The sequence below is a fragment of the Flavitalea antarctica genome (assembly GCF_054461535.1).
In genome coordinates this window covers 33,530-51,825 of the sequence record NZ_JBTLQG010000017.1, presented here as the reverse complement: position 1 = coordinate 51,825, position 18,296 = coordinate 33,530, and the positions used below count along the sequence as shown (strand labels likewise).

14 protein-coding genes are annotated in these 18,296 nt (G+C 45.1%); 7 read left to right on the top strand and 7 right to left on the bottom strand.

The window, feature by feature from the left end; translation table 11 throughout:
- Positions 1 to 41 precede the first annotated feature (41 nt).
- Genes ACX0G7_RS15805 through ACX0G7_RS15795 form a run of 3 tightly spaced genes read left to right on the top strand, consistent with a single transcriptional unit; the run spans position 42 to position 5,136 of the window.
- Positions 42 to 2,732, top strand: a complete 2,691-nt coding sequence (locus ACX0G7_RS15805) for a 4-alpha-glucanotransferase (protein WP_458924470.1) — start codon at positions 42 to 44, stop codon at positions 2,730 to 2,732.
- 14 nt (positions 2,733 to 2,746) lie between these two features.
- The gene (locus ACX0G7_RS15800; protein WP_458924469.1) at positions 2,747 to 3,763 is read left to right on the top strand and encodes a dipeptide epimerase; all 1,017 of its coding nucleotides are present in this window, start codon (positions 2,747 to 2,749) and stop codon (positions 3,761 to 3,763) included.
- A 38-nt stretch (positions 3,764 to 3,801) separates the two neighbouring features.
- On the top strand, positions 3,802 to 5,136 hold the full coding sequence (locus ACX0G7_RS15795) for an MATE family efflux transporter (protein WP_458924468.1): 1,335 nt from the start codon (positions 3,802 to 3,804) through the stop codon (positions 5,134 to 5,136).
- A 196-nt stretch (positions 5,137 to 5,332) separates the two neighbouring features.
- Here the strand turns inward: ACX0G7_RS15795 and ACX0G7_RS15790 are convergent, their stop codons facing one another.
- From ACX0G7_RS15790 to ACX0G7_RS15775, 4 genes are all read right to left on the bottom strand, one after another.
- Positions 5,333 to 6,025 (bottom strand): porin family protein, encoded by a 693-nt coding sequence (locus ACX0G7_RS15790; protein WP_458924467.1) that lies wholly within the window; start codon positions 6,023 to 6,025, stop codon positions 5,333 to 5,335.
- A 225-nt stretch (positions 6,026 to 6,250) separates the two neighbouring features.
- Positions 6,251 to 7,282 (bottom strand): 2Fe-2S iron-sulfur cluster-binding protein, encoded by a 1,032-nt coding sequence (locus ACX0G7_RS15785; protein ID WP_458924466.1) that lies wholly within the window; start codon positions 7,280 to 7,282, stop codon positions 6,251 to 6,253.
- Positions 7,283 to 7,292: 10 nt separating this feature from the next.
- The gene (locus tag ACX0G7_RS15780; RefSeq protein ID WP_458924465.1) at positions 7,293 to 8,285 is read right to left on the bottom strand and encodes a YhdH/YhfP family quinone oxidoreductase; all 993 of its coding nucleotides are present in this window, start codon (positions 8,283 to 8,285) and stop codon (positions 7,293 to 7,295) included.
- 67 nt (positions 8,286 to 8,352) lie between these two features.
- Positions 8,353 to 8,871 carry a methylated-DNA--[protein]-cysteine S-methyltransferase gene (locus tag ACX0G7_RS15775; RefSeq protein ID WP_458924464.1) on the bottom strand — a complete coding sequence of 173 codons (519 nt, stop codon included), beginning with the start codon at positions 8,869 to 8,871 and terminating at the stop codon, positions 8,353 to 8,355.
- Between the two features lie 210 nt (positions 8,872 to 9,081).
- Here ACX0G7_RS15775 and ACX0G7_RS15770 point away from each other — a divergent pair, with 210 nt between their 5' ends.
- The 3 genes from ACX0G7_RS15770 (at position 9,082) to ACX0G7_RS15760 (ending at position 12,546) form a co-directional block, all read left to right on the top strand.
- Positions 9,082 to 9,492, top strand: coding sequence for an OsmC family protein (locus ACX0G7_RS15770; RefSeq protein WP_458924463.1), 411 nt, complete (start codon positions 9,082 to 9,084; stop codon positions 9,490 to 9,492).
- Positions 9,493 to 9,525: 33 nt separating this feature from the next.
- Positions 9,526 to 10,950, top strand: a complete 1,425-nt coding sequence (locus tag ACX0G7_RS15765; RefSeq protein ID WP_458924462.1) for a Gfo/Idh/MocA family protein — start codon at positions 9,526 to 9,528, stop codon at positions 10,948 to 10,950.
- 156 nt (positions 10,951 to 11,106) lie between these two features.
- Positions 11,107 to 12,546, top strand: coding sequence for a Gfo/Idh/MocA family protein (locus ACX0G7_RS15760; RefSeq protein WP_458924461.1), 1,440 nt, complete (start codon positions 11,107 to 11,109; stop codon positions 12,544 to 12,546).
- 92 nt (positions 12,547 to 12,638) lie between these two features.
- Here ACX0G7_RS15760 and ACX0G7_RS15755 read toward each other — a convergent pair whose 3' ends face one another.
- The 3 genes from ACX0G7_RS15755 to topA all read right to left on the bottom strand — a co-directional run bounded on the left by ACX0G7_RS15755 (position 12,639) and on the right by topA (position 16,667).
- Positions 12,639 to 13,535 (bottom strand): transglutaminase family protein, encoded by an 897-nt coding sequence (locus ACX0G7_RS15755; RefSeq protein ID WP_458924460.1) that lies wholly within the window; start codon positions 13,533 to 13,535, stop codon positions 12,639 to 12,641.
- Positions 13,536 to 13,707: 172 nt separating this feature from the next.
- The gene (locus ACX0G7_RS15750; RefSeq protein WP_458924459.1) at positions 13,708 to 14,247 is read right to left on the bottom strand and encodes a YcxB family protein; all 540 of its coding nucleotides are present in this window, start codon (positions 14,245 to 14,247) and stop codon (positions 13,708 to 13,710) included.
- A gap of 74 nt (positions 14,248 to 14,321) precedes the next feature.
- On the bottom strand, positions 14,322 to 16,667 hold the full coding sequence (gene topA / locus ACX0G7_RS15745; protein ID WP_458924458.1) for a type I DNA topoisomerase: 2,346 nt from the start codon (positions 16,665 to 16,667) through the stop codon (positions 14,322 to 14,324).
- A gap of 346 nt (positions 16,668 to 17,013) precedes the next feature.
- On the opposite strand from topA, the gene ACX0G7_RS15740 reads away from it, so the two are divergent.
- A complete protein-coding gene (locus ACX0G7_RS15740; protein ID WP_458924457.1) occupies positions 17,014 to 18,273 on the top strand; it encodes a DUF4407 domain-containing protein in 1,260 nt (419 codons plus the stop codon).
- The last annotated feature ends 23 nt before the right edge of the window (positions 18,274 to 18,296 follow it).

The window sequence follows — 18,296 nt, the reverse complement described above, 5'->3', positions numbered from 1 at the left end:
AGAATTGTGATATTTTCGCGGCAATCAAAGAATATGACGGCATGAAGATTCATTTTTTTCTACGGTTTCATACGAGACCGGGACAACGACTTTCTATTTCGGGCAATATTGAAGAGCTGGGCGCTGATGTAGCGGAAAATGCCGTTCAGATGGAATATCTCAACAGCGAATACTGGCATCTGATTCTTGAAGCGGATATACTTATTTCTTCGAAGCTCCAATACAGGTATATATTAACCAACGAGGATGGATTCCGGATCATGGAAGCCAACGATCAGAAAGGGGTAGAGATCACGCGGGCAGATGTAGAAGAAATTGAACTTCATGACACATGGAATCATGCCGGTGAATTCGAAAATGTCTTCCTGCTGGACCCTTATCAAAAAGTGTTGCTTAAACGGGGAGACAATAACGGGAAATTCAAACCCGTAAAGAACTTCACACATATCTTCAGGGTAAAAGCTCCCTTACTCGCAAAAAATGAGGTGGTCTGCATACTGGGCAGTGATGTGTCCATGGCAAACTGGAACACGTCTGCACCGGTTCTGCTTAATCGCGGTGACTGCTGGTGGAGCGTACAGTTGAACCTTCCACGCGAGGCCTTTTATATCACTTATAAATATGCTGTTTACAATACAAAGGATAAAACCTTCGTAAGGTTCGAAGAAGGAACAGGCAGAACATTGCTTGGAGACGGCAATCCAAACAAGCTTACTGTTTGTCATGACGGCTTCATACGCCTGCCGAATACTACCTGGAAAGGAGCAGGTGTTTCAATTCCGGTGTTTGGTCTCCGTAGTAAAGATTCATTCGGGATAGGGGAGTTCAATGATCTGAAGTTGCTGGCAGACTGGGCCAGGAAAACAAATCTTAAAGTGATCCAGATCCTTCCCATCAATGATACCACGGCCACGCACAGCTGGCTGGATACTTATCCTTACGCAGCCATATCGGCCTTCGCTTTACATCCCATTTACATCAATCTTGCTGATGTTGCCGGAAAGGAGCATGCAGCGCTCCTGGATACGTTGAAGAAAAAACAAAAGCACCTGAATGAACTGGTTGAACTTGATTATGATGAAGTAATAAAAATAAAAACAGCCATGTTGAACGTGCTTTACGAAGCAAGGAAACATGAGCTTGCCCATGACGCCGCATATAATAAGTTTTTTGAGACCAATAAACATTGGCTGGTTCCCTATGCTGCATTTTGTTATCTCCGCGACCGCAATGGTACTTCGGATTTTAACAAGTGGAAGCTCTATAGTAAGTATGACAAGGACGCAATTGAAAAGTACGTCTCCCGGAAAGCCAGGCACTATGATCAGATAGCTGTACATTATTTTATCCAGTATCATCTGCATCTGCAATTAAAAGCCGCTGCTGAATATGCGCATCGCCAGGGTGTAATACTTAAGGGTGATATAGCTATCGGTGTGTACAGGTATGGATGCGATGCATGGATGGAACCCGGTCAATATCATATCGACATGCAGGCCGGTGCGCCGCCGGATGGATTTGCTGTGAAAGGTCAGAACTGGGGTTTCCCAACCTATAACTGGGAAGTGATGGCCGCAAACAATTTTGAATGGTGGCACAAAAGATTTGTGCAGATGAGTGAATATTTCGATGCGTTCAGGATCGATCATATTCTTGGGTTCTTCAGGATCTGGAGCATTCCCATGCATTCTGTTGAAGGGATCATGGGCAGGTTTGTAGAAGCTATACCAGTTTACAAAATTGAGTTCAGTGAAAAAAACATCTGGTTTGATTTTGACCGGTACACAAGGCCATATATCACCGATGCCGTGCTTTGGGATATGTTTGGGCCCAATCGCGAGAAATTTAAACCCTTTGTTAATCCGCGACATGACGGCACTTATGACCTCCGTGATGGATTCAAAACGCAGCGAGACGTTGAAACACATTTCGCCGGCATAGAAGCTACAAATGACAACCTACACATCAGGCAGGGCTTATTCGATCTGATCTCCAATGTGATCTTTTTCGAGCAACCAGGATCAGGTGGCGAACAATTCCATTTCCGGTTCGGGATGGAAAACACCCATTCATTCAGACATCTTGAGTGGAACACACAACAACAACTGAAGGCACTTTATATCAATTATTTCTTTGAAAGGCAGGATGACTTCTGGATGAAGGAAGCAATGAAGAAACTGCCGGCATTGAAACGTGCCACCAACATGCTCATTTGTGGCGAGGACCTCGGCCTGGTTCCACATTCCGTAGCAACCGTTATGAGTCAGCTCGGCATCCTTAGCCTGGAGATCCAAAGAATGCCCAAGGATATCAACAGGGAATTTTTTCATCCTTCAGACGCTCCATATCTCTCGGTGGTCACCCCTTCCACTCATGATATGAGTACCGTTCGCGGCTGGTGGGAAGAGGACCGTGCAAAAACGCAACGATTCTATAACAACGAACTGGGGCAGTGGGGTGATGCGCCTTACTTTTGCGAACCATGGATAAACAAGGCAATATTGTTGCAGCACCTTTATTCGCCCGCAATGTGGTCGATATTCCAGTTGCAGGATATACTTGGGATCAGTCCTTCCATTCGCCGTGATGATCCACATGCAGAACGAATCAACATTCCCGCGGTACCAAGGCACTACTGGAATTACCGTATGCACATTTCTCTTGAACAATTATTGAAAGAAAAAGACTTCAACGAAGAACTTGCCGGTTATGTACAGGCCAGTGGTCGCTGATCCCTTTAACCATTATGAAATCAACTTATCATCCGTTCAATCTGCCATTCGAGTATCCGTTCACCATATCCAGCGGTACCAAAACACATCAGCCGACCCTGATTGTTTCATTGGAACACATGGGCAAGGTGGGTTATGGTGAAGCGCCCGCCATCGCTTATTATAATATACCGGTGGAAAAAATGATCGGGGATTTTGAACGTAAAAGGCAGATGATCGAGAAGTTTGCGTACACTTCTCCTGAGCGATACTGGCATTATCTTCATCATTTGTTCCCGATGAATAATTTCCTGGTATGTGCCCTGGACATCGCTTCATGGGATCTTTATGGTAAGATCTCCGGTAAACCGTTATACCAGCTATGGGACCTTGATCCGGAGAAGTCTCCATTAACAGATTATACGATTGGTATTGATACCATTGAAAAGATGGTGGAAAAAATGAAAGCCAGGCCCTGGCCGATCTACAAGATAAAACTCGGCAGGCCCGAAGATATTGAGATTGTGAAGGCCTTACGCAAACATACAGATGCTTTGTTGCGTGTAGATGCGAACTCCGGTTGGACGCTTGAGGAAGCATTAATAAAAATACCACAGTTGAAGGACCTCGGGGTTGAACTAATTGAGCAACCGTTGCATAAAGACAATTGGGAAGGAATGAAGGTGTTATTCCGCCAGTCGCCATTACCACTTATTGCTGATGAATCATGCGTAGTCGAATCGGACGTTGAGAAGTGCCGTAATCATTTTCATGGTATCAATATAAAACTAACCAAATGCAGCGGCATTACCCCCGCAATGCGGATGATCGAAGACGCGAGGTCATTCGGCATGAAGGTGATGATAGGTTGCATGAATGAAAGCACAGTAGGTTCGGCTGCAATCGCTCACCTGGCACCTCTTGCTGACCTGATTGATATGGATGGCCCCTTATTACTTGCTGAGGATGTTGCGGATGGCCTTAATATAATAAATGGAAAGATTGAATTGTCAGGCTATCCGGGCCTCGGAATCAATTTAAGAGATATGTGATCGCGAATTTGATGGGACAAGCATTATGAACTGGAACTATGCGTGACGAAGCTTTCAAGACCTTAAAACTTGCTTTTCCCATAATTATTGGTGAGCTGGCACAAATGGCCCTGCACATCATTGATACGGCGATGGTAGGTGCAATCAGTTACAAACAACTCGCGGCAGCCGCCCTGGTGGTAAATGCGATGAATATCCCATTTGTTCTGGGAATAGGAATGACTATCTCTGTTTCTCAAATGGTTTCTCTTGCCCATGGAAGACAGGACAATAAACAGGTTTCGCACTATTTCTTTAATGGCTTCTGGCTATGTGCATTTACTGCGCTGATGATCTCCATGACCCTGGTGTTCGGTAAAAACATCTTATATCACCTTGGGCAGGATCCCGAAGTGGTTGAACTGGCTATACCTTTTTTGCAATTGATGGGCGTATCTATCATACCGATGTTATTGTTCATGACATTGAAGCAATTTACAGACGGGTTACAATTCACCCGGACCGCTATGATCTTGTCACTGGCAGGCATGCCCGTGAATATATTCCTGAACTGGTTACTGATATACGGTAACCTTGGTTTTCCCAGGCTGGAACTGGTAGGAGCGGGATGGGCAACATTAATTACAAGATCCCTTATGTTTTTGGTATTGGGATTCGTTGTTTTGAAACACAATACATTCACACCTTACATAACTGACCGGAAAACACAGTGGAAATTCAGGGGCAAAACGATGCGCGAATTACTCTATATCGGTGTGCCCAGCAGTCTGCAGATCGGGATGGAAGCGGGGGCATTTGCGGTTTCAGGGATCATCATCGGAACCATAGGTGCTGTTGCCCAGGCGTCACACCAGATAGCCCTTAGTTGTGCATCATTCACCTTTATGGTTTCTATGGGCCTGGCCCAGGCTTCATCGATAAGAGTAAGCAATGCATTCGGGTCCCTGAACTGGCCCAAAATAGGCCTGATTGGGAAAAGCACACTGTGGACGGCCCTGATTTACGGCGTACTATGTGCAGTTGGTTTTTCGCTGTTCCGGCACCAGTTGCCCAGGCTGTTTAATAATAACGAAATGGTGCTTGAAATGGCAGCATTACTTCTTCTGTTTGCGGCCATATTCCAGATCTCTGACAGTACACAGGCGATAGGTGCCGGGTTACTTCGTGGAATCAAAGACGTTAGGGTGCCGACGATACTTATCGGTATAGCTTATTGGGTGGTTGGGTTGCCAATAGGCTATATCCTGGCTTTTAATTTTGACCTCGGTGCCAGTGGCATCTGGCTTGGATTGATAACGGGCCTTACTTTGACTTCTTTATTCCTGCTTTGGCGTTTTCTGAAAATCACAAAACGAAACTCCCGGGTTTCTTAGTTGAATAACGGAAGTTTCTTAGTTGAACAACAGAGATTCCTGGGTTGAATAAGAAATTTCTGGGTTGAACAACAGAATGTCAAAGTTCAGTTTTTCAAAAAGGAATGAAAATGAATTTAATTTTTACATAACGATGCCGTGCATCCCAATGAAAGACTCATGGAATGCACGGCATGATAGTATTTTTTGAGAACAATTATTTCTGCCTGTTCCTGTGTTTTTCCATATGCGCTTTCATCTTTTCGTAATCAGGGCTCATCAACAGCCCGAGAGTGAATCCAAGACCACGGTGTTGCATTTTTTGAGAAGTAAGGTCATTGGCATTTGTGAGGCCATGATAGTAAGCACCTTCCGCATTTAACCAGACACTTTCTTTAAGACGTACATTCACCCCGGCGGCTCCTGTCAGTCCAAAATCCCAGGTCTTAAAAATGTTTTTGGATTTAACATCCGGCATACTTTCAGTACCACCATCTTTCAGCATTGATTTACCACCAGCAAAGAGTCCGACAGATGGACCAAGGCTTATTTTTGGCCTTACCCTGTTACCCCTCTCTCCAAAAAAGTAAACGCCCTGCAGTGAGTGCCTCAGAAAATTCACGCGGAAAACGCGCCTTGCGTCTGAGTCATCCCTGCCAAAGGCTCCACCTTCGGAAGAAAATTTAAGGTCTGACATAATACCCCAGTTCGGGTGAAAACTTGCAACCATTCTCATACCCAGTCCGTAGGATACATGCATTTCTTTGTTATCATAGCCCGGAGCAAAATTCTCACCATTGCTTAACCAGCTGTTGCCGATCGACGCCGTATGGCCAAACGTAACAGTTTTCTGAGCATTCCCTGCAAAGGTCATCGCCAATGGCAGCAGAAGCATTCCTAATTTTTTCATCTTCGTCAGTTTTTTATCTTTCGCTTTTAAAAAATCATGCCACCCGCATGATGACGTGTTGCTTGCACGGGCGGGATCCACAATGGTGACCGCTTCCGGTAATTCATCAATATTGCCGGTTTGCATGAAGCAGGTGGATGTATACTACATTGACCTAACGCATTGCCATCAGGAATGTTCAAAAAAGTTTAGTTATTGATTGCTTTAAGCATGCCGGATGATCGGTCAGAGATCGATAGTTATGTCAGAAACTGCATAACCGACACAGGAGAGAATAAGTCCGCCGGCGACTTCCTGGTCGGTGAGAACATCATTGTGTTTCATCTTAACTTCTCCCGCAGTGCAGAGGATGGCGCAACTGCCGCAAATGCCCGCTTTACAGCTATATGGGATGTTTATGTTCTGAGCCAGGACAGCTTCGAGAATGGTCTGCGGATACCGTACGGGGATCATCCTGTTTGGCTTCTGCCTGGCTAAAACTATCGAACGGGGAGCAGGATCTATATTAAATGGCGGGGGTGGCAAACGGGGAGCATCGAATATCTCTTTTTTTATTTGTTCAGGAGAAAATCCCATTTGGCGGATGGTGAACTCTGCCATTCTCATAAAAGGCAGCGGGCCACAGATATAAAAAAGCGCATAATCACGGTTGAAATGTAATTCATCCGCGATAAGCTCTTCGAGTATCTCGTTGTTCAATCTTCGTGAGGGCTTATGAGTGTCTATTGGCTGGCTCAGGTAATTAATGAACCGGAAATTGTCTTCATATTCCAGCTCAAGCCGGTGAAGTGAGTCATGAAAGATGACTGCCTGTTCATTCCTGTTCTGAAGGATCAGCCTGATCGAATTTTCCGAAGTGGTTTTGAGTATCTGCTTAAGCAGGGAATAGACGGGTGTCACACCGCTGCCGGCAGCGATCATAAATATGTCACGCGGTATAGATGGCTCTTTTTTAAACGTAAACCGCCCGGCAGGTTCCATCGCAATCAAAGTTGATCCCGGCGCAAGTGTGCGGAACAGGTGTCTCGAGACTTCTCCATTAGGAACCTGTTTAACGGTAAAGGCATAATATTCGTCGTATGCCGGAGAAGTGCATAGTGAATAGGACCGGCGCAATTCCCGGGAATTGCGGTTGATGGTGATCGTTATAAACTGACCTGCCTTGTAGGAAAACGTAGTTTCCCCGGATGGTTCAAAAATATATGTTCTTGTATCCGGCGTTTCTTCAATAACCTGTTTGATAGTCAATACAATCATAGACCATCTATCATATTTTCACGAGGATTCTTCCCATATTTTTTCCATCAAGCATTGTTTCGATATGATTGACGGCGAGATCTTCGAGTTTGATTTCCTTAACTATTGCCGGGAATTTATCTCTTACATTCCAGTCTTCTTCAAGATATTTCCAGATTTTTAACCTGGTCACCATATCCATTCCTGCAGACCCAACACCCACAAGATTTACCCCGTTCAGGATAAATGGATAAAGTGTTGTAGTGAGAGCATGCGATTGAACCATGCCAGTACTGACGACGGTTCCTTCTGCCTTGCAGGCTTTAAGCAACATTGCCAGGGTGTTACCGCCAACAGTGTCTATAGCTCCCGCCCATCTTGGTTTAAGTAATGCCTTACCACTATGATCTTCCAAAAACTCCCGGTTTTGAACCTGGGCCGCGCCAAGGTGTTTCAAATATTCTTCCGCATTGGTTTTGCCTGTTACCGCGATTACTTCATAACCCACTTTTGCAAGTATTGACACGGCCAAACTGCCGACACCACCTGTAGCCCCGGTAACAACAATAGGGCCCATCGCCGGAATCTGCTGAAGTGCCAGCATTTTGTAAAGCGCCACACCGGCAGTGAAACCAGCAGTTCCCAGGCTCATGCATTCCTTCAATGTCAGGGTCCTTGGCCTTGGGACTACCCAGTCGGCCGGTACTCTTATATATTCAGCAAAACCACCGTCGGTATTCATTCCCAGGTCGTAGCCGGTTATAATCACCTCGTCATCTGCTGCGAAAGCGGAGTTTTTACTCATTTCTACTATGCCACCGGCATCTATTCCCGGAGTGTGTGGATATTGTTTTGTGATGCCCTTATGACCATTGGCGGACATTGCATCCTTATAGTTCAAAGAAGAATATTCCACTTTAACCAGCACTTCGCCGGCAGGCAGGTCGTCCAATTCCCGTTGAACAATCGACCTTTCGATTTTACCATCTTTATTTTCGGTGATCCGAAGCGCTTTGAACGGCATATTCAGTTGAATGATTAGGTGAGTTGTTAAGTTGTTAAGGATTTATATACTTCAATAACGGGTATTTTCAGAATAAGGTACGAACACCGTGTGCGAATTTTTTTTCATGTTCGATCAACCAGTGTTTTCTCCAGAGCCCACCTGCATATCCTACCAGGTCGCCGGAACTGCCAATCACCCGGTGACATGGGACGATAATAGCGATACAGTTCCTTCCATTAGCTGCAGCAGCAGCCCTTATTACTTTCTGATCACCCAACTGCTTCGCAAGTGAGAGATAGTTTATAGTCTCACCGTAATGTATAACCGCTAGTTGTTTCCAGACTCTTTTTTGAAATGCTGTTCCGCCCTGATCAAGTTTAAGATCGAACTGTTGTAAATTTCCCTTGAAGTATTCAACCAATTGTCTCCTGCATTCAACAATCAAATCGGATGCCGCGTTGGCGGCATCTGGCAATGGCTCCGGGTCGGGGTTATTAAGAAAATGCACTTCAGTTATAGCCTGCCCGGTTCCACTGATACGTATCTGGCCCAGGGGAGAATCAAGGTATACAGAGGAAACTGGCAGAACAGATCCGGGGGGCATAAAAAATTTATTTTTCACGAATGCGCAAAGGCTGGAGCTTTCCCTGCTAAGATATTACTCTACCCGAACAACCGCGTCATGCAGATTTTTTTACTTGGAGATTTTGCGTAACTTCAACATCCTCCGAGCCTTAATATCAGATATCATTCATTGATATGAACATTTTTGTATTATCATTCACTCAAATCAATTTTTAAAAATAAGCGTTTTATGAAAAGAACAGCAACAGCCGTTTGGAATGGTTCCGGAAAAGAAGGAAAAGGACATCTTACAACACAAAGCACTACTTTGAATCAAACCCAGTATTCGTTCAAGTCAAGGTTTGAAGAAGGGGTGGGAACAAATCCTGAGGAATTGATCGGAGCGGCGCATGCCGGATGTTTTACCATGAAGCTAAGTTTCGTTTTGGGCGAGGCAGGATTTACGCCAGACTCCATAGAAACAACATCAACCATCACCCTTGATAATGGCGTCATCACTGCATCGGACCTGGTCGTGAAGGCTAAGGTGCCAGGGATCTCTGCTGAACAATTTCAGACAGCTGCGGATGACGCAAAAGCAAACTGCCCGGTCAGCAAAGTACTTAACGCAGCTATTTCCATGAAAGCTGACCTGATCTGATCATTCCGCTTTCTCATTTAATAATCATATCCGATGTATTCTCCCAGAAGAAAATTCATCCGGAATGCCGCGATTGCCGCTGCCGGTTTTTATATTGTTCCCCGCCATGTACTTGGAAGGGGACATATCGCTCCGAGCGATAAACTGAATATTGCAGGTATAGGTGCCGGAGGAAAAGCAGAAGTAAATCTCCCGTTTGCCTTTAACAATGGCAGCGATAATATCGTGGCACTTTGCGATGTGGATGACCGGCAATCGGTTAAGGCCAGGCAAAGATGGCCCAAGGCTCCCTATTACAAGGATTTCAGGGAAATGCTGGACAAGGAGCAAAAAAATATTGATGCGGTGATCATCACCACACCGGATCATATGCATTTTGTGCAGGCTATGGCCGCGATGCAGCTCCGGAAACATGTTTACCTGGAGAAGCCGCTTACTCATGATATTTACGAAGCGCGCCAGCTCACGAAAGCGGCCGCCCAGTACAAACTGGTTACTCAAATGGGCAACCAGGGGAGTAGCGGCGATGACACCCGGAACATCGAGACATGGATTCAGGCCGGAGTAATCGGAGAGGTTAAAAAAGTGCATGTATGGACCAACCGCCCAACCTGGCCGCAGGGCGTTAATGTGCCCGCGGGTAAGTTCGCGCCACCGCCGGAACTGGACTGGAACCTGTGGCTCGGCACTGCGCCCGAAAGGGAATATAACCCGGCTTTTTTACCGGCAATATGGAGAGGCTGGACCGACTATGGCACCGGTTCACTCGGCGATATGGGTTGTCATTTTATTGATGTTCCATATCGTGCATTGAAACTTGGTTACCCTGTTTCAGTTGAGTGTAACGTTGGTAGCGTGTATACCGGGTACTTTCAGCCATTTATCTCCCTGGACAGCTATCCTCCGTCATCAGTTACCTATATTGACTTTCCGGCCCGGGGTGAGATGCCACCGGTTCAGATGGTCTGGTACGATGGAGGAATGAAGCCTCCAAGGCCGGTTGAACTTGGCCCGGAAGAAAAGATGGGCGAGGAGGATGGTGGGATCATTTTCGAGGGATCAAAAGGCAAGCTCATGGCCGGACTTTTTGGACGCAAACCTACGTTGCTACCTCTATCGAAAATGGCAGAGACTACATTACCCAAATCTGCTTTCGAATTTGTGGAAAAAGGTGTGGACGGCCACCAGCAACAATGGGTCAAAGCATGCAAAAAAGGCTATGGCGCCTATACCAGTTCTTCGTTCGACAAAAGTGGCCCGCTCACTGAAACGGTTCTTATGGGCAATCTTGCGGTAAGAAGCTATCATTACGCTGAAAACGGTACTAATGGGAACAAGTTTTATCCCGGCAGGAAAAAGTTGTTATGGGATGGAGAAAAAATGAGAATTACCAACTTCGACCCCGCCAACCAGTTTGTACAGAGAAATTACCGGGGTGACTGGAAAGCGGGATTCTGATTAAAATTTCATTTTACACGCAACCAAAACATTGATTTCTGCACCTGTACATTAATTTTCAAAATAAATTTTCTTATCGTAAATTGGCGCGTGCTAAAACGATTTTTCACGTTTAAATGACCTTCAGGGTTCTCATCAAAAAATTAGATTGTTAATATGAAAAAGAAGCAGACGACCGGAGCCAGCCGCAGAAAGTTCATCCAAAGTTCTTCTCTTGCAGCCGCCGGTTTTTTTATTGTGCCAAGACATGTACTGGGCCGCGGCCATGTGGCACCTAGTGATAAATTGAATATCGCGGGTATCGGCGTCGGTGGTAAAGGATGGAGCGATCTTTCCGAGTTTGCAAAGAGTCCGAGTGTAAATATTGTTGCCCTGGCAGACGTGGATGATCGCCAGGCAGAAAAAGCCAGGAAGAAATGGCCCAATGCAAAATACTACAAGGACTACCGTGAAATGCTGGCAAAAGAGAACAAAAACTTTGATGCCTGTTCGATTTCAACTCCCGATAACGTGCATGCGGTGGCAACTACAGCCGCCATGTCACTTGGTAAACACGTTTACACCCAGAAGCCATTAACGCATGATATATATGAAGCGAGAATGGTTACAGAAGCCGCAAAAAAATACAAGGTTGTAACCCAGATGGGCAACCAGGGTGGTAGTGGTGATGGTGTACGTCTCACAAAAGAAATGATTGATGCCGGACTTATCGGTGATGTATTTAAAGTGGAAACCTGGACCAACAGGCCGGTTTGGCCGCAGGGCAACCCTACACCAACAGGCGAGTTTGCTGTGCCGAATGAATTGAACTGGGATCTCTGGCAGGGACCTGCAAAAGCAATTCCTTTCAATCCAAATTATCTGCCGTTCAACTGGCGCGGATGGTGGGCATATGGTACAGGTGCACTGGGAGATATGGCTTGTCATATCATGGACCCCGTGTTCCGTTGTTTGCCTATTGACTATCCCACTTCCGTGGAAGCCAGTGTCGCAACCATCTGGAGAGAAATGTGGAATGATTCCGTGAACCAGGATAGCTGTCCCGCTTCTTCTATGATCCACCTTACTTACCCAAGAAAAGATGGTAAGGGCGATGTAAAGGTCACCTGGATGGATGGTGGATTACTTCCACAACGTCCTGATGAAATGTTGCCAGACGAAAAGATGGGCAACTGGGATGGAGGTGTAATCTTCCATGGTACCAAAGGAAAGCTGATGGCCGATTGTTATGGTGCAAATCCAAGGCTTCTGCCAACTGCAAAGATGAAAGAGATCACCATGCCGAAACAAACCATCAAACGAGTTCCTGAAGGCCATTATCTCCAGTGGGTAAACGCTTGTATCGCAGGTTACGGAAAGGGTGAAACAAGTTCTCCTTTCGAATATGCGGGACCTTTTACGGAATCTATCCTGATTGGTAACCTGGCTATACGGAGCTTCTTCCTCAAGAATCCAAATGGTAAAGGTTGGGACGATAAGTATCTTGGAAGAAAGAAATTACTCTGGGATGCAAAAAATATGAAGATCACCAACTTTGATGAAGCAAATGCTTTTGTAAAGAGAGATTACCGAGAAGGCTGGAAAATGACGCTTTGATGAATCTATAAATAGCTAAAAAAACAGGCTGTCTCAACTACATCTGAGGCAGCCTGTTTTTTTGCCCGGCCGGTTTGCAGTGAGAAACTGGTCTAATCAGGTTCGATGTCTTCTTCTGTTTCGATAATAAGGTTTGCAAGCGCTATAAGTTCCTGTTTTTTATAGGCGTTTTTCTCATCGTCAAAACATTTGCTGAATTCTTCCAGCAAAGTCTGTATTATTCTTTTGTTCGACAGGGGCTTGAAATAACTGGCCACCTGCGGTACGTTTATCTTTTTGAAATAACTGTCCACATCTGCATGGGTAAACACCTGCCCGCTGGTGGGATCGATAAAAAATTCAGTCGTGTACAGCGGATTCTCGGTGTGCCTGGTGAAGTCGTAATCAGGCTTAAAATAGCCGAGCACAAAATGTCTCGGAATATTTACCGCCCTAATGGGAACGTCCAGCAGTTCACTGAGTATCAGGTATAGGATGCCGTTTGCGATGGTATTTCCTCTCTTCGCTTCAAGCTGTTTGTTAATCAGGAAATCTTCGCTCTGTTGATATCCAACTTCAGATCCCTTGAGGTTATAATAATTGTAAAGTATGCTGGTAAGCACATGAACCTGCTCAAGTGGGGTGAGATAACTATTCAGTTCAAGCCAGGTATTTCGTCTCAGTTTTTCGACCTCCTGGTAAATAGCTGCGGTGGTAAGCTCAGGATACTGGAACCTGGCTACAAGGATGGCACCAGTTAAGAGGTCCTGGTGGCTATTTTTGTTCCATTGAGTCAGCTCCTCTGTGAGGTCCTGGTAATGGAGGCGATGAATTAAAAGTTCTATCCTTTCCTGCACTTCTCCACTGATCGTATTCTCCCACAAATTTTCCAGGTTTGGAATGATTCCCTTTCCGTAATCTATGATCCGGGTAGATACCACGCTGAATACCTCCTCGTCCGGATCATCTATCAGGTGAAATAATGCAGATATTTCTTTATTCTCTTCCATTGGATTGTAGAAATTGGAATTTTATCAAGCGCTAATTATATCAATTTCGTCGAATGAATAATCATTATATAAAAATGTTTTCCACAAATATGCCTGAAATGTTCATTTCATCTAAGGCCTGCGAAAATGATACCATCAATTTATGCTGTTGTTAAAACAAAAAATGACACACCTAGGCAAAATCTGAACTCAGCGACAGATGCGTGTCAAAGAAATCATGCAACAACTGCCGATCGTTTGGTTTTACCACCCTCTTAGGTATAACGATCGCATGATAAGAACTGGTATAAAGATAATAGCACAGATTTGTCTCTGCCTTTCGCACAATGGCTTCCCAGCCATACCGGTTTTCGCTTACGGTGTCCCGGTCCTGAATACCACTCTCGCTGATAGTTACTTCCGATTCGTTAAGAACATGCTGGTTTTCCGGCTTTGCCAGGATTTTCTTTACGCGCATCCGGATTGATCTTTTGACCAGGAATGGCACCATGATAAAATAAATGGTACCAATCGTTACGAATACACTGGAATCGAGGAGAAGGGTATGGGACCTGTTCGCCAGGATATAAAGACCGGCGACGGCCACATAAAGTATCATTACCTGCAGATAGTATTTCAACCGGTAATTCTTTTTGTCCGGTGAGGTCCATGCGGTGAAATAATTATAATCCAGGTATTCCTCTTCAGTAAGATGATATTTTAATACAAGCATGTTTACTGGTTATAGATTCGCCGGTTGCTTTTTCTATAACGCTACGGGTAGCCGTTTAATATACCGACAGCCAACTAGCTCGTTTTCTTTTTCCGATAAGATTTTTTCGGTGGATTAGCTTTTCCTTCCTCAATGAGTTTCTGAACATCTTCGATGGTCAGGTCCGCAGCGGTTTCCTGTTTATCCTTGGGTATTTTAAAGTTACGCAGGCCCTGTTTTATATAAGGACCATAAGGACCTCTTAGTAACTGGATCTTTTCTTTTTCAAATATCTTGATCGTGCTTTTTTCCTTGGCGTCTCTTTTTTCGACGATTATCGGTTGGGCTTCCTCGAAACTGATAGTGTAAGGGTCAAAGTCTTTTCCAAGTGAATAGAACTTTTTGTCGTGGGCGATATAAGGTCCGAATCTGCCGATATTGATCACCACATCCTGATCTTCAAACTGCCCGATGGTTCTTGGCAGCTTAAACAGCTCCATAGCCTCTTCGTAAGAGATCGTTTCGATACTCTGGGTATTCTTCAGTTTGGCAAATTTTGGTTTCTCTTCATCGGCCACATCCCCGATTTGAACCATAGGCCCATATCTTCCCATCCTTGCCAATACTTTTTTGCCGGAAACAGGGTCGATCCCGAGTTCTCTCTCTCCTTTGATCCTTTCAGCATTTTCAATAGTGTTTTCTACATCCTTTTTGAATGGGAGGTAAAAATCATCGATCATCTTGTTCCACTTCAGCTTTCCGTTCGCCACTTCATCAAACTCCTGTTCGATCCGGGCGGTGAAACTGTAATCCATGATATCATCGAAATATTGCTTCAGAAAGTCAGTCACCACTAATCCAAGATCGGTTGGAAAAAGCTTCGATTTTTCAGCGCCGGTATTTTCCTGCTCCGTGACTTTAGTGATTTTATCTGCTGCCAGCTTAAGTACCCTAAAGTCTCTTTTAACTCCCTCTTTATCCCTTTTTTCAACATACCCTCTTTTCAGGATCGTTGAAATGGTTGGTGCATATGTTGAAGGACGGCCGATACCCAGTTCTTCCAATTTCTTAACCAGGGAAGCTTCCGTATAACGCGGCAGCGGTCTGCTGAATCGTTCTGTAGCCTTCAATTCACGCAAAGGAAGATCCTGTTTAACCTGCAATGGGGGAAGAATGCCTTCCTGGTCATCTTCTTCTGTCATCTCTTCCTCGTCCTTGTCTTCCATATATACTTTGAGGAAGCCATCAAACTTCAGAACCTCACCGGAAGCCGTAAGTTCTTCTTTGTTTGTGGAGATACTAATCCGTGCAGTTGTCTTTTCAAGCTCTGCATCTGCCATTTGAGAGGCCATCGTTCTTTTCCAGATCAGCTCATACAATTTGCGGGTATCAGCGTCCTCTGAAGAACTGTTCTCCATATAAGTCGGGCGGATAGCTTCGTGAGCCTCCTGGGCCGATTCATTTTTATTTTTAAATTTTCTCAGCTGAACATATTTATCGCCGTACTGGGAACTCACTTGTGTTTTTACGGCTTCGGTAGCTGTCTCACTCAGGCTTACGCTGTCGGTACGCATATAAGTGATCTTACCACTTTCATACAGCTTTTGCGCGAGTATCATCGTGCGGCTCACAGAATAACCCAGCTTGCGGCTTGCTTCCTGTTGCAGGGTAGAAGTAGTAAAGGGTGCAGGAGGTGTTTTTTTACCGGGTTTCACCTGGATGTCTGTTACGGTATATTTCGCACCAATACATGATTCCAGGAATTTTTCAGCGCCTTCAGCATCAGCCTGTTTTTTTCCTTCTGCTTTAAAACTGACTTGCTTATTATTCAGATCGTTGGCAGCGAAGATCGCCTCGATGCGGAAATTGCTTACCGGTGTAAATGCATTGATCTCTCTTTCCCGTTCAGCTATGATCCGTACAGCCACACTCTGAACACGGCCCGCACTCAGGTTATTTTTCATGCTCATCTTGCGCCAGAGTACCGGGCTCAGCTCAAACCCGACAATCCTGTCCAGTATTCTGCGTGCCTGCTGGGCATTGACCAGGTTCATATCCACGGTACGTGGTTTCTGAACCGCCGATTGGATAGCGGGCTTGGTTATTTCATGAAACACGATCCTTTTGGTTGTGGCAGGGTCAAGACCAAGTACCTCGCAAAGGTGCCAGCTAATAGCTTCTCCTTCGCGGTCCTCATCCGTTGCCAGCCATACTTCGCCGGATTTTTTTGCAAATCCCTTTAGCTCTTTTACTACCTTTTCTTTTTCTTCCGGAACTATATATCGGGGTAGATACTGATTGTTGACGTCGATGCCCATATCGCCTTTTTCAAGGTCGCGGATATGCCCATAACAACTCTTAACCTCAAAGTCCTCACCCAGGATTTTTTCGATTGTTTTGGCTTTCGCAGGAGATTCGACTATTAATAAATTCTTCGCCATACTTCAAATATCAGGTTTAAATCACGCCTCTTGGCGTGCAAGTTTAATCTATAACCGCCAGACTAAAAAATACAGCAACTCCCGCACCGCCGTATTTTTCTATCTGGCGGTTCAATTATTTACCCTGATAATCATTAAGTTCGCTTTGAAACTCAGACCTTGAAAACTCTTGAATTGTACCAATTGGTGGATATTTCCATGACTATCATTTCGGCACGATCGGGGGAAAATGAGTTAACAATTATTTCTGTTTTGTTATGCAATCCAGACAGTTGTTACCCGTTTTAATCTCGCTCCGCTTCAACCAATAAGCAACAACCAATTTACTTACCGTAATTCATTTACTATGTCTGCTAATCAATCTGGTCAGGACGATGGTTTATATTCTTATGATTCCTTTGGAGGGAGCAGAAAACCGTCTGACTCCTCTTTTTTATGGTGGTGTGCCGGTGCCCATCAGAAGTTATTGAAACAATTTCCCTCAGAGCATAGTAAGTATAGCGGACTCGGCGGGGTAGTACTGGCCACATTCGTCCTTGCTACTCTTTCGTCAGGATATGCTGTGTACAGTATTTTCGGAAACATATGGTGGACCCTCTTCTTTGGTCTGATCTGGGGTCTGATCATCTTTAACCTCGATCGCTTCCTGGTTTCAACGATGCGCAAATACGGAGTTTCCAGGCGTAAACAGCTTTGGATGACCATTCCCAGGTTGATCCTCGCCTTTTTGATCGGTCTGACAATTGCCAGGCCGCTAGAGTTGAAGATCTTCGAAAAAGAAATTGATGTTAAGGTTGTCGAAAACATACATGCGAAAATGCAGCTAAACGATTCCCTGCTTCAACTCGAAAACGCAAAATCCATGGCCGCCGCACAAATGGAACGGGATAGGCTGGTGACCCGCAAAACTGCCCTGGAAGATACGCTGCACCAATTAAGGCAATCCTATGTCCAGGAGGCAGATGGTACCGGCGGATCTATGAGTCGTGGCATCGAAAACCTGACAAGGATGAAGATGAATGTATACGACAATGCTAAACTCCAGTTTGGTCCGGAGCTTGCCGATCTCGCTGCGGGCATAAAATCCCAGGATAGTTTGCTTACCAGTTCACGAGCTTCTCTTGAAGACAAAAGAAAAGAATATGAGAAATCGGCCCAGGCAAACGTCGGGTTCCTCGAAAGAAACAAGGCCTTGTCCGATCTTTCGGATGAAGAAAGCAGTGTGTTTTGGGCAACACTGATGATTTCTTTACTGATTATCCTTATCGAGATCGGACCGATCCTGGCTAAACTGATCATGCCACTCGGACCATATGATATTGCCCTCGCGAAGGAAGAGCTGATGCAGATGTCTGCTTCCGAAACTGAAATGCGGCGGGACAAAGAACTTACCAATGAAAAAAAGAAAAACTTCTATCGACGTCAAAAAGAAATGTCAGATGAACTGACTGATAAGATGACTGCACTTCAGAAAAAAAACATTGACGAGGAATTGGAGAAATGGGAGCGGGGAGACTGGAACCCGAAAGATCACAGGTCATCTATGGATGAAGTTATGCGCAAGCTGAGGGAACGATATCAGCTTGACGATGACAACCTGATCTGATAGTTATTTTTGGGGCAATGTAC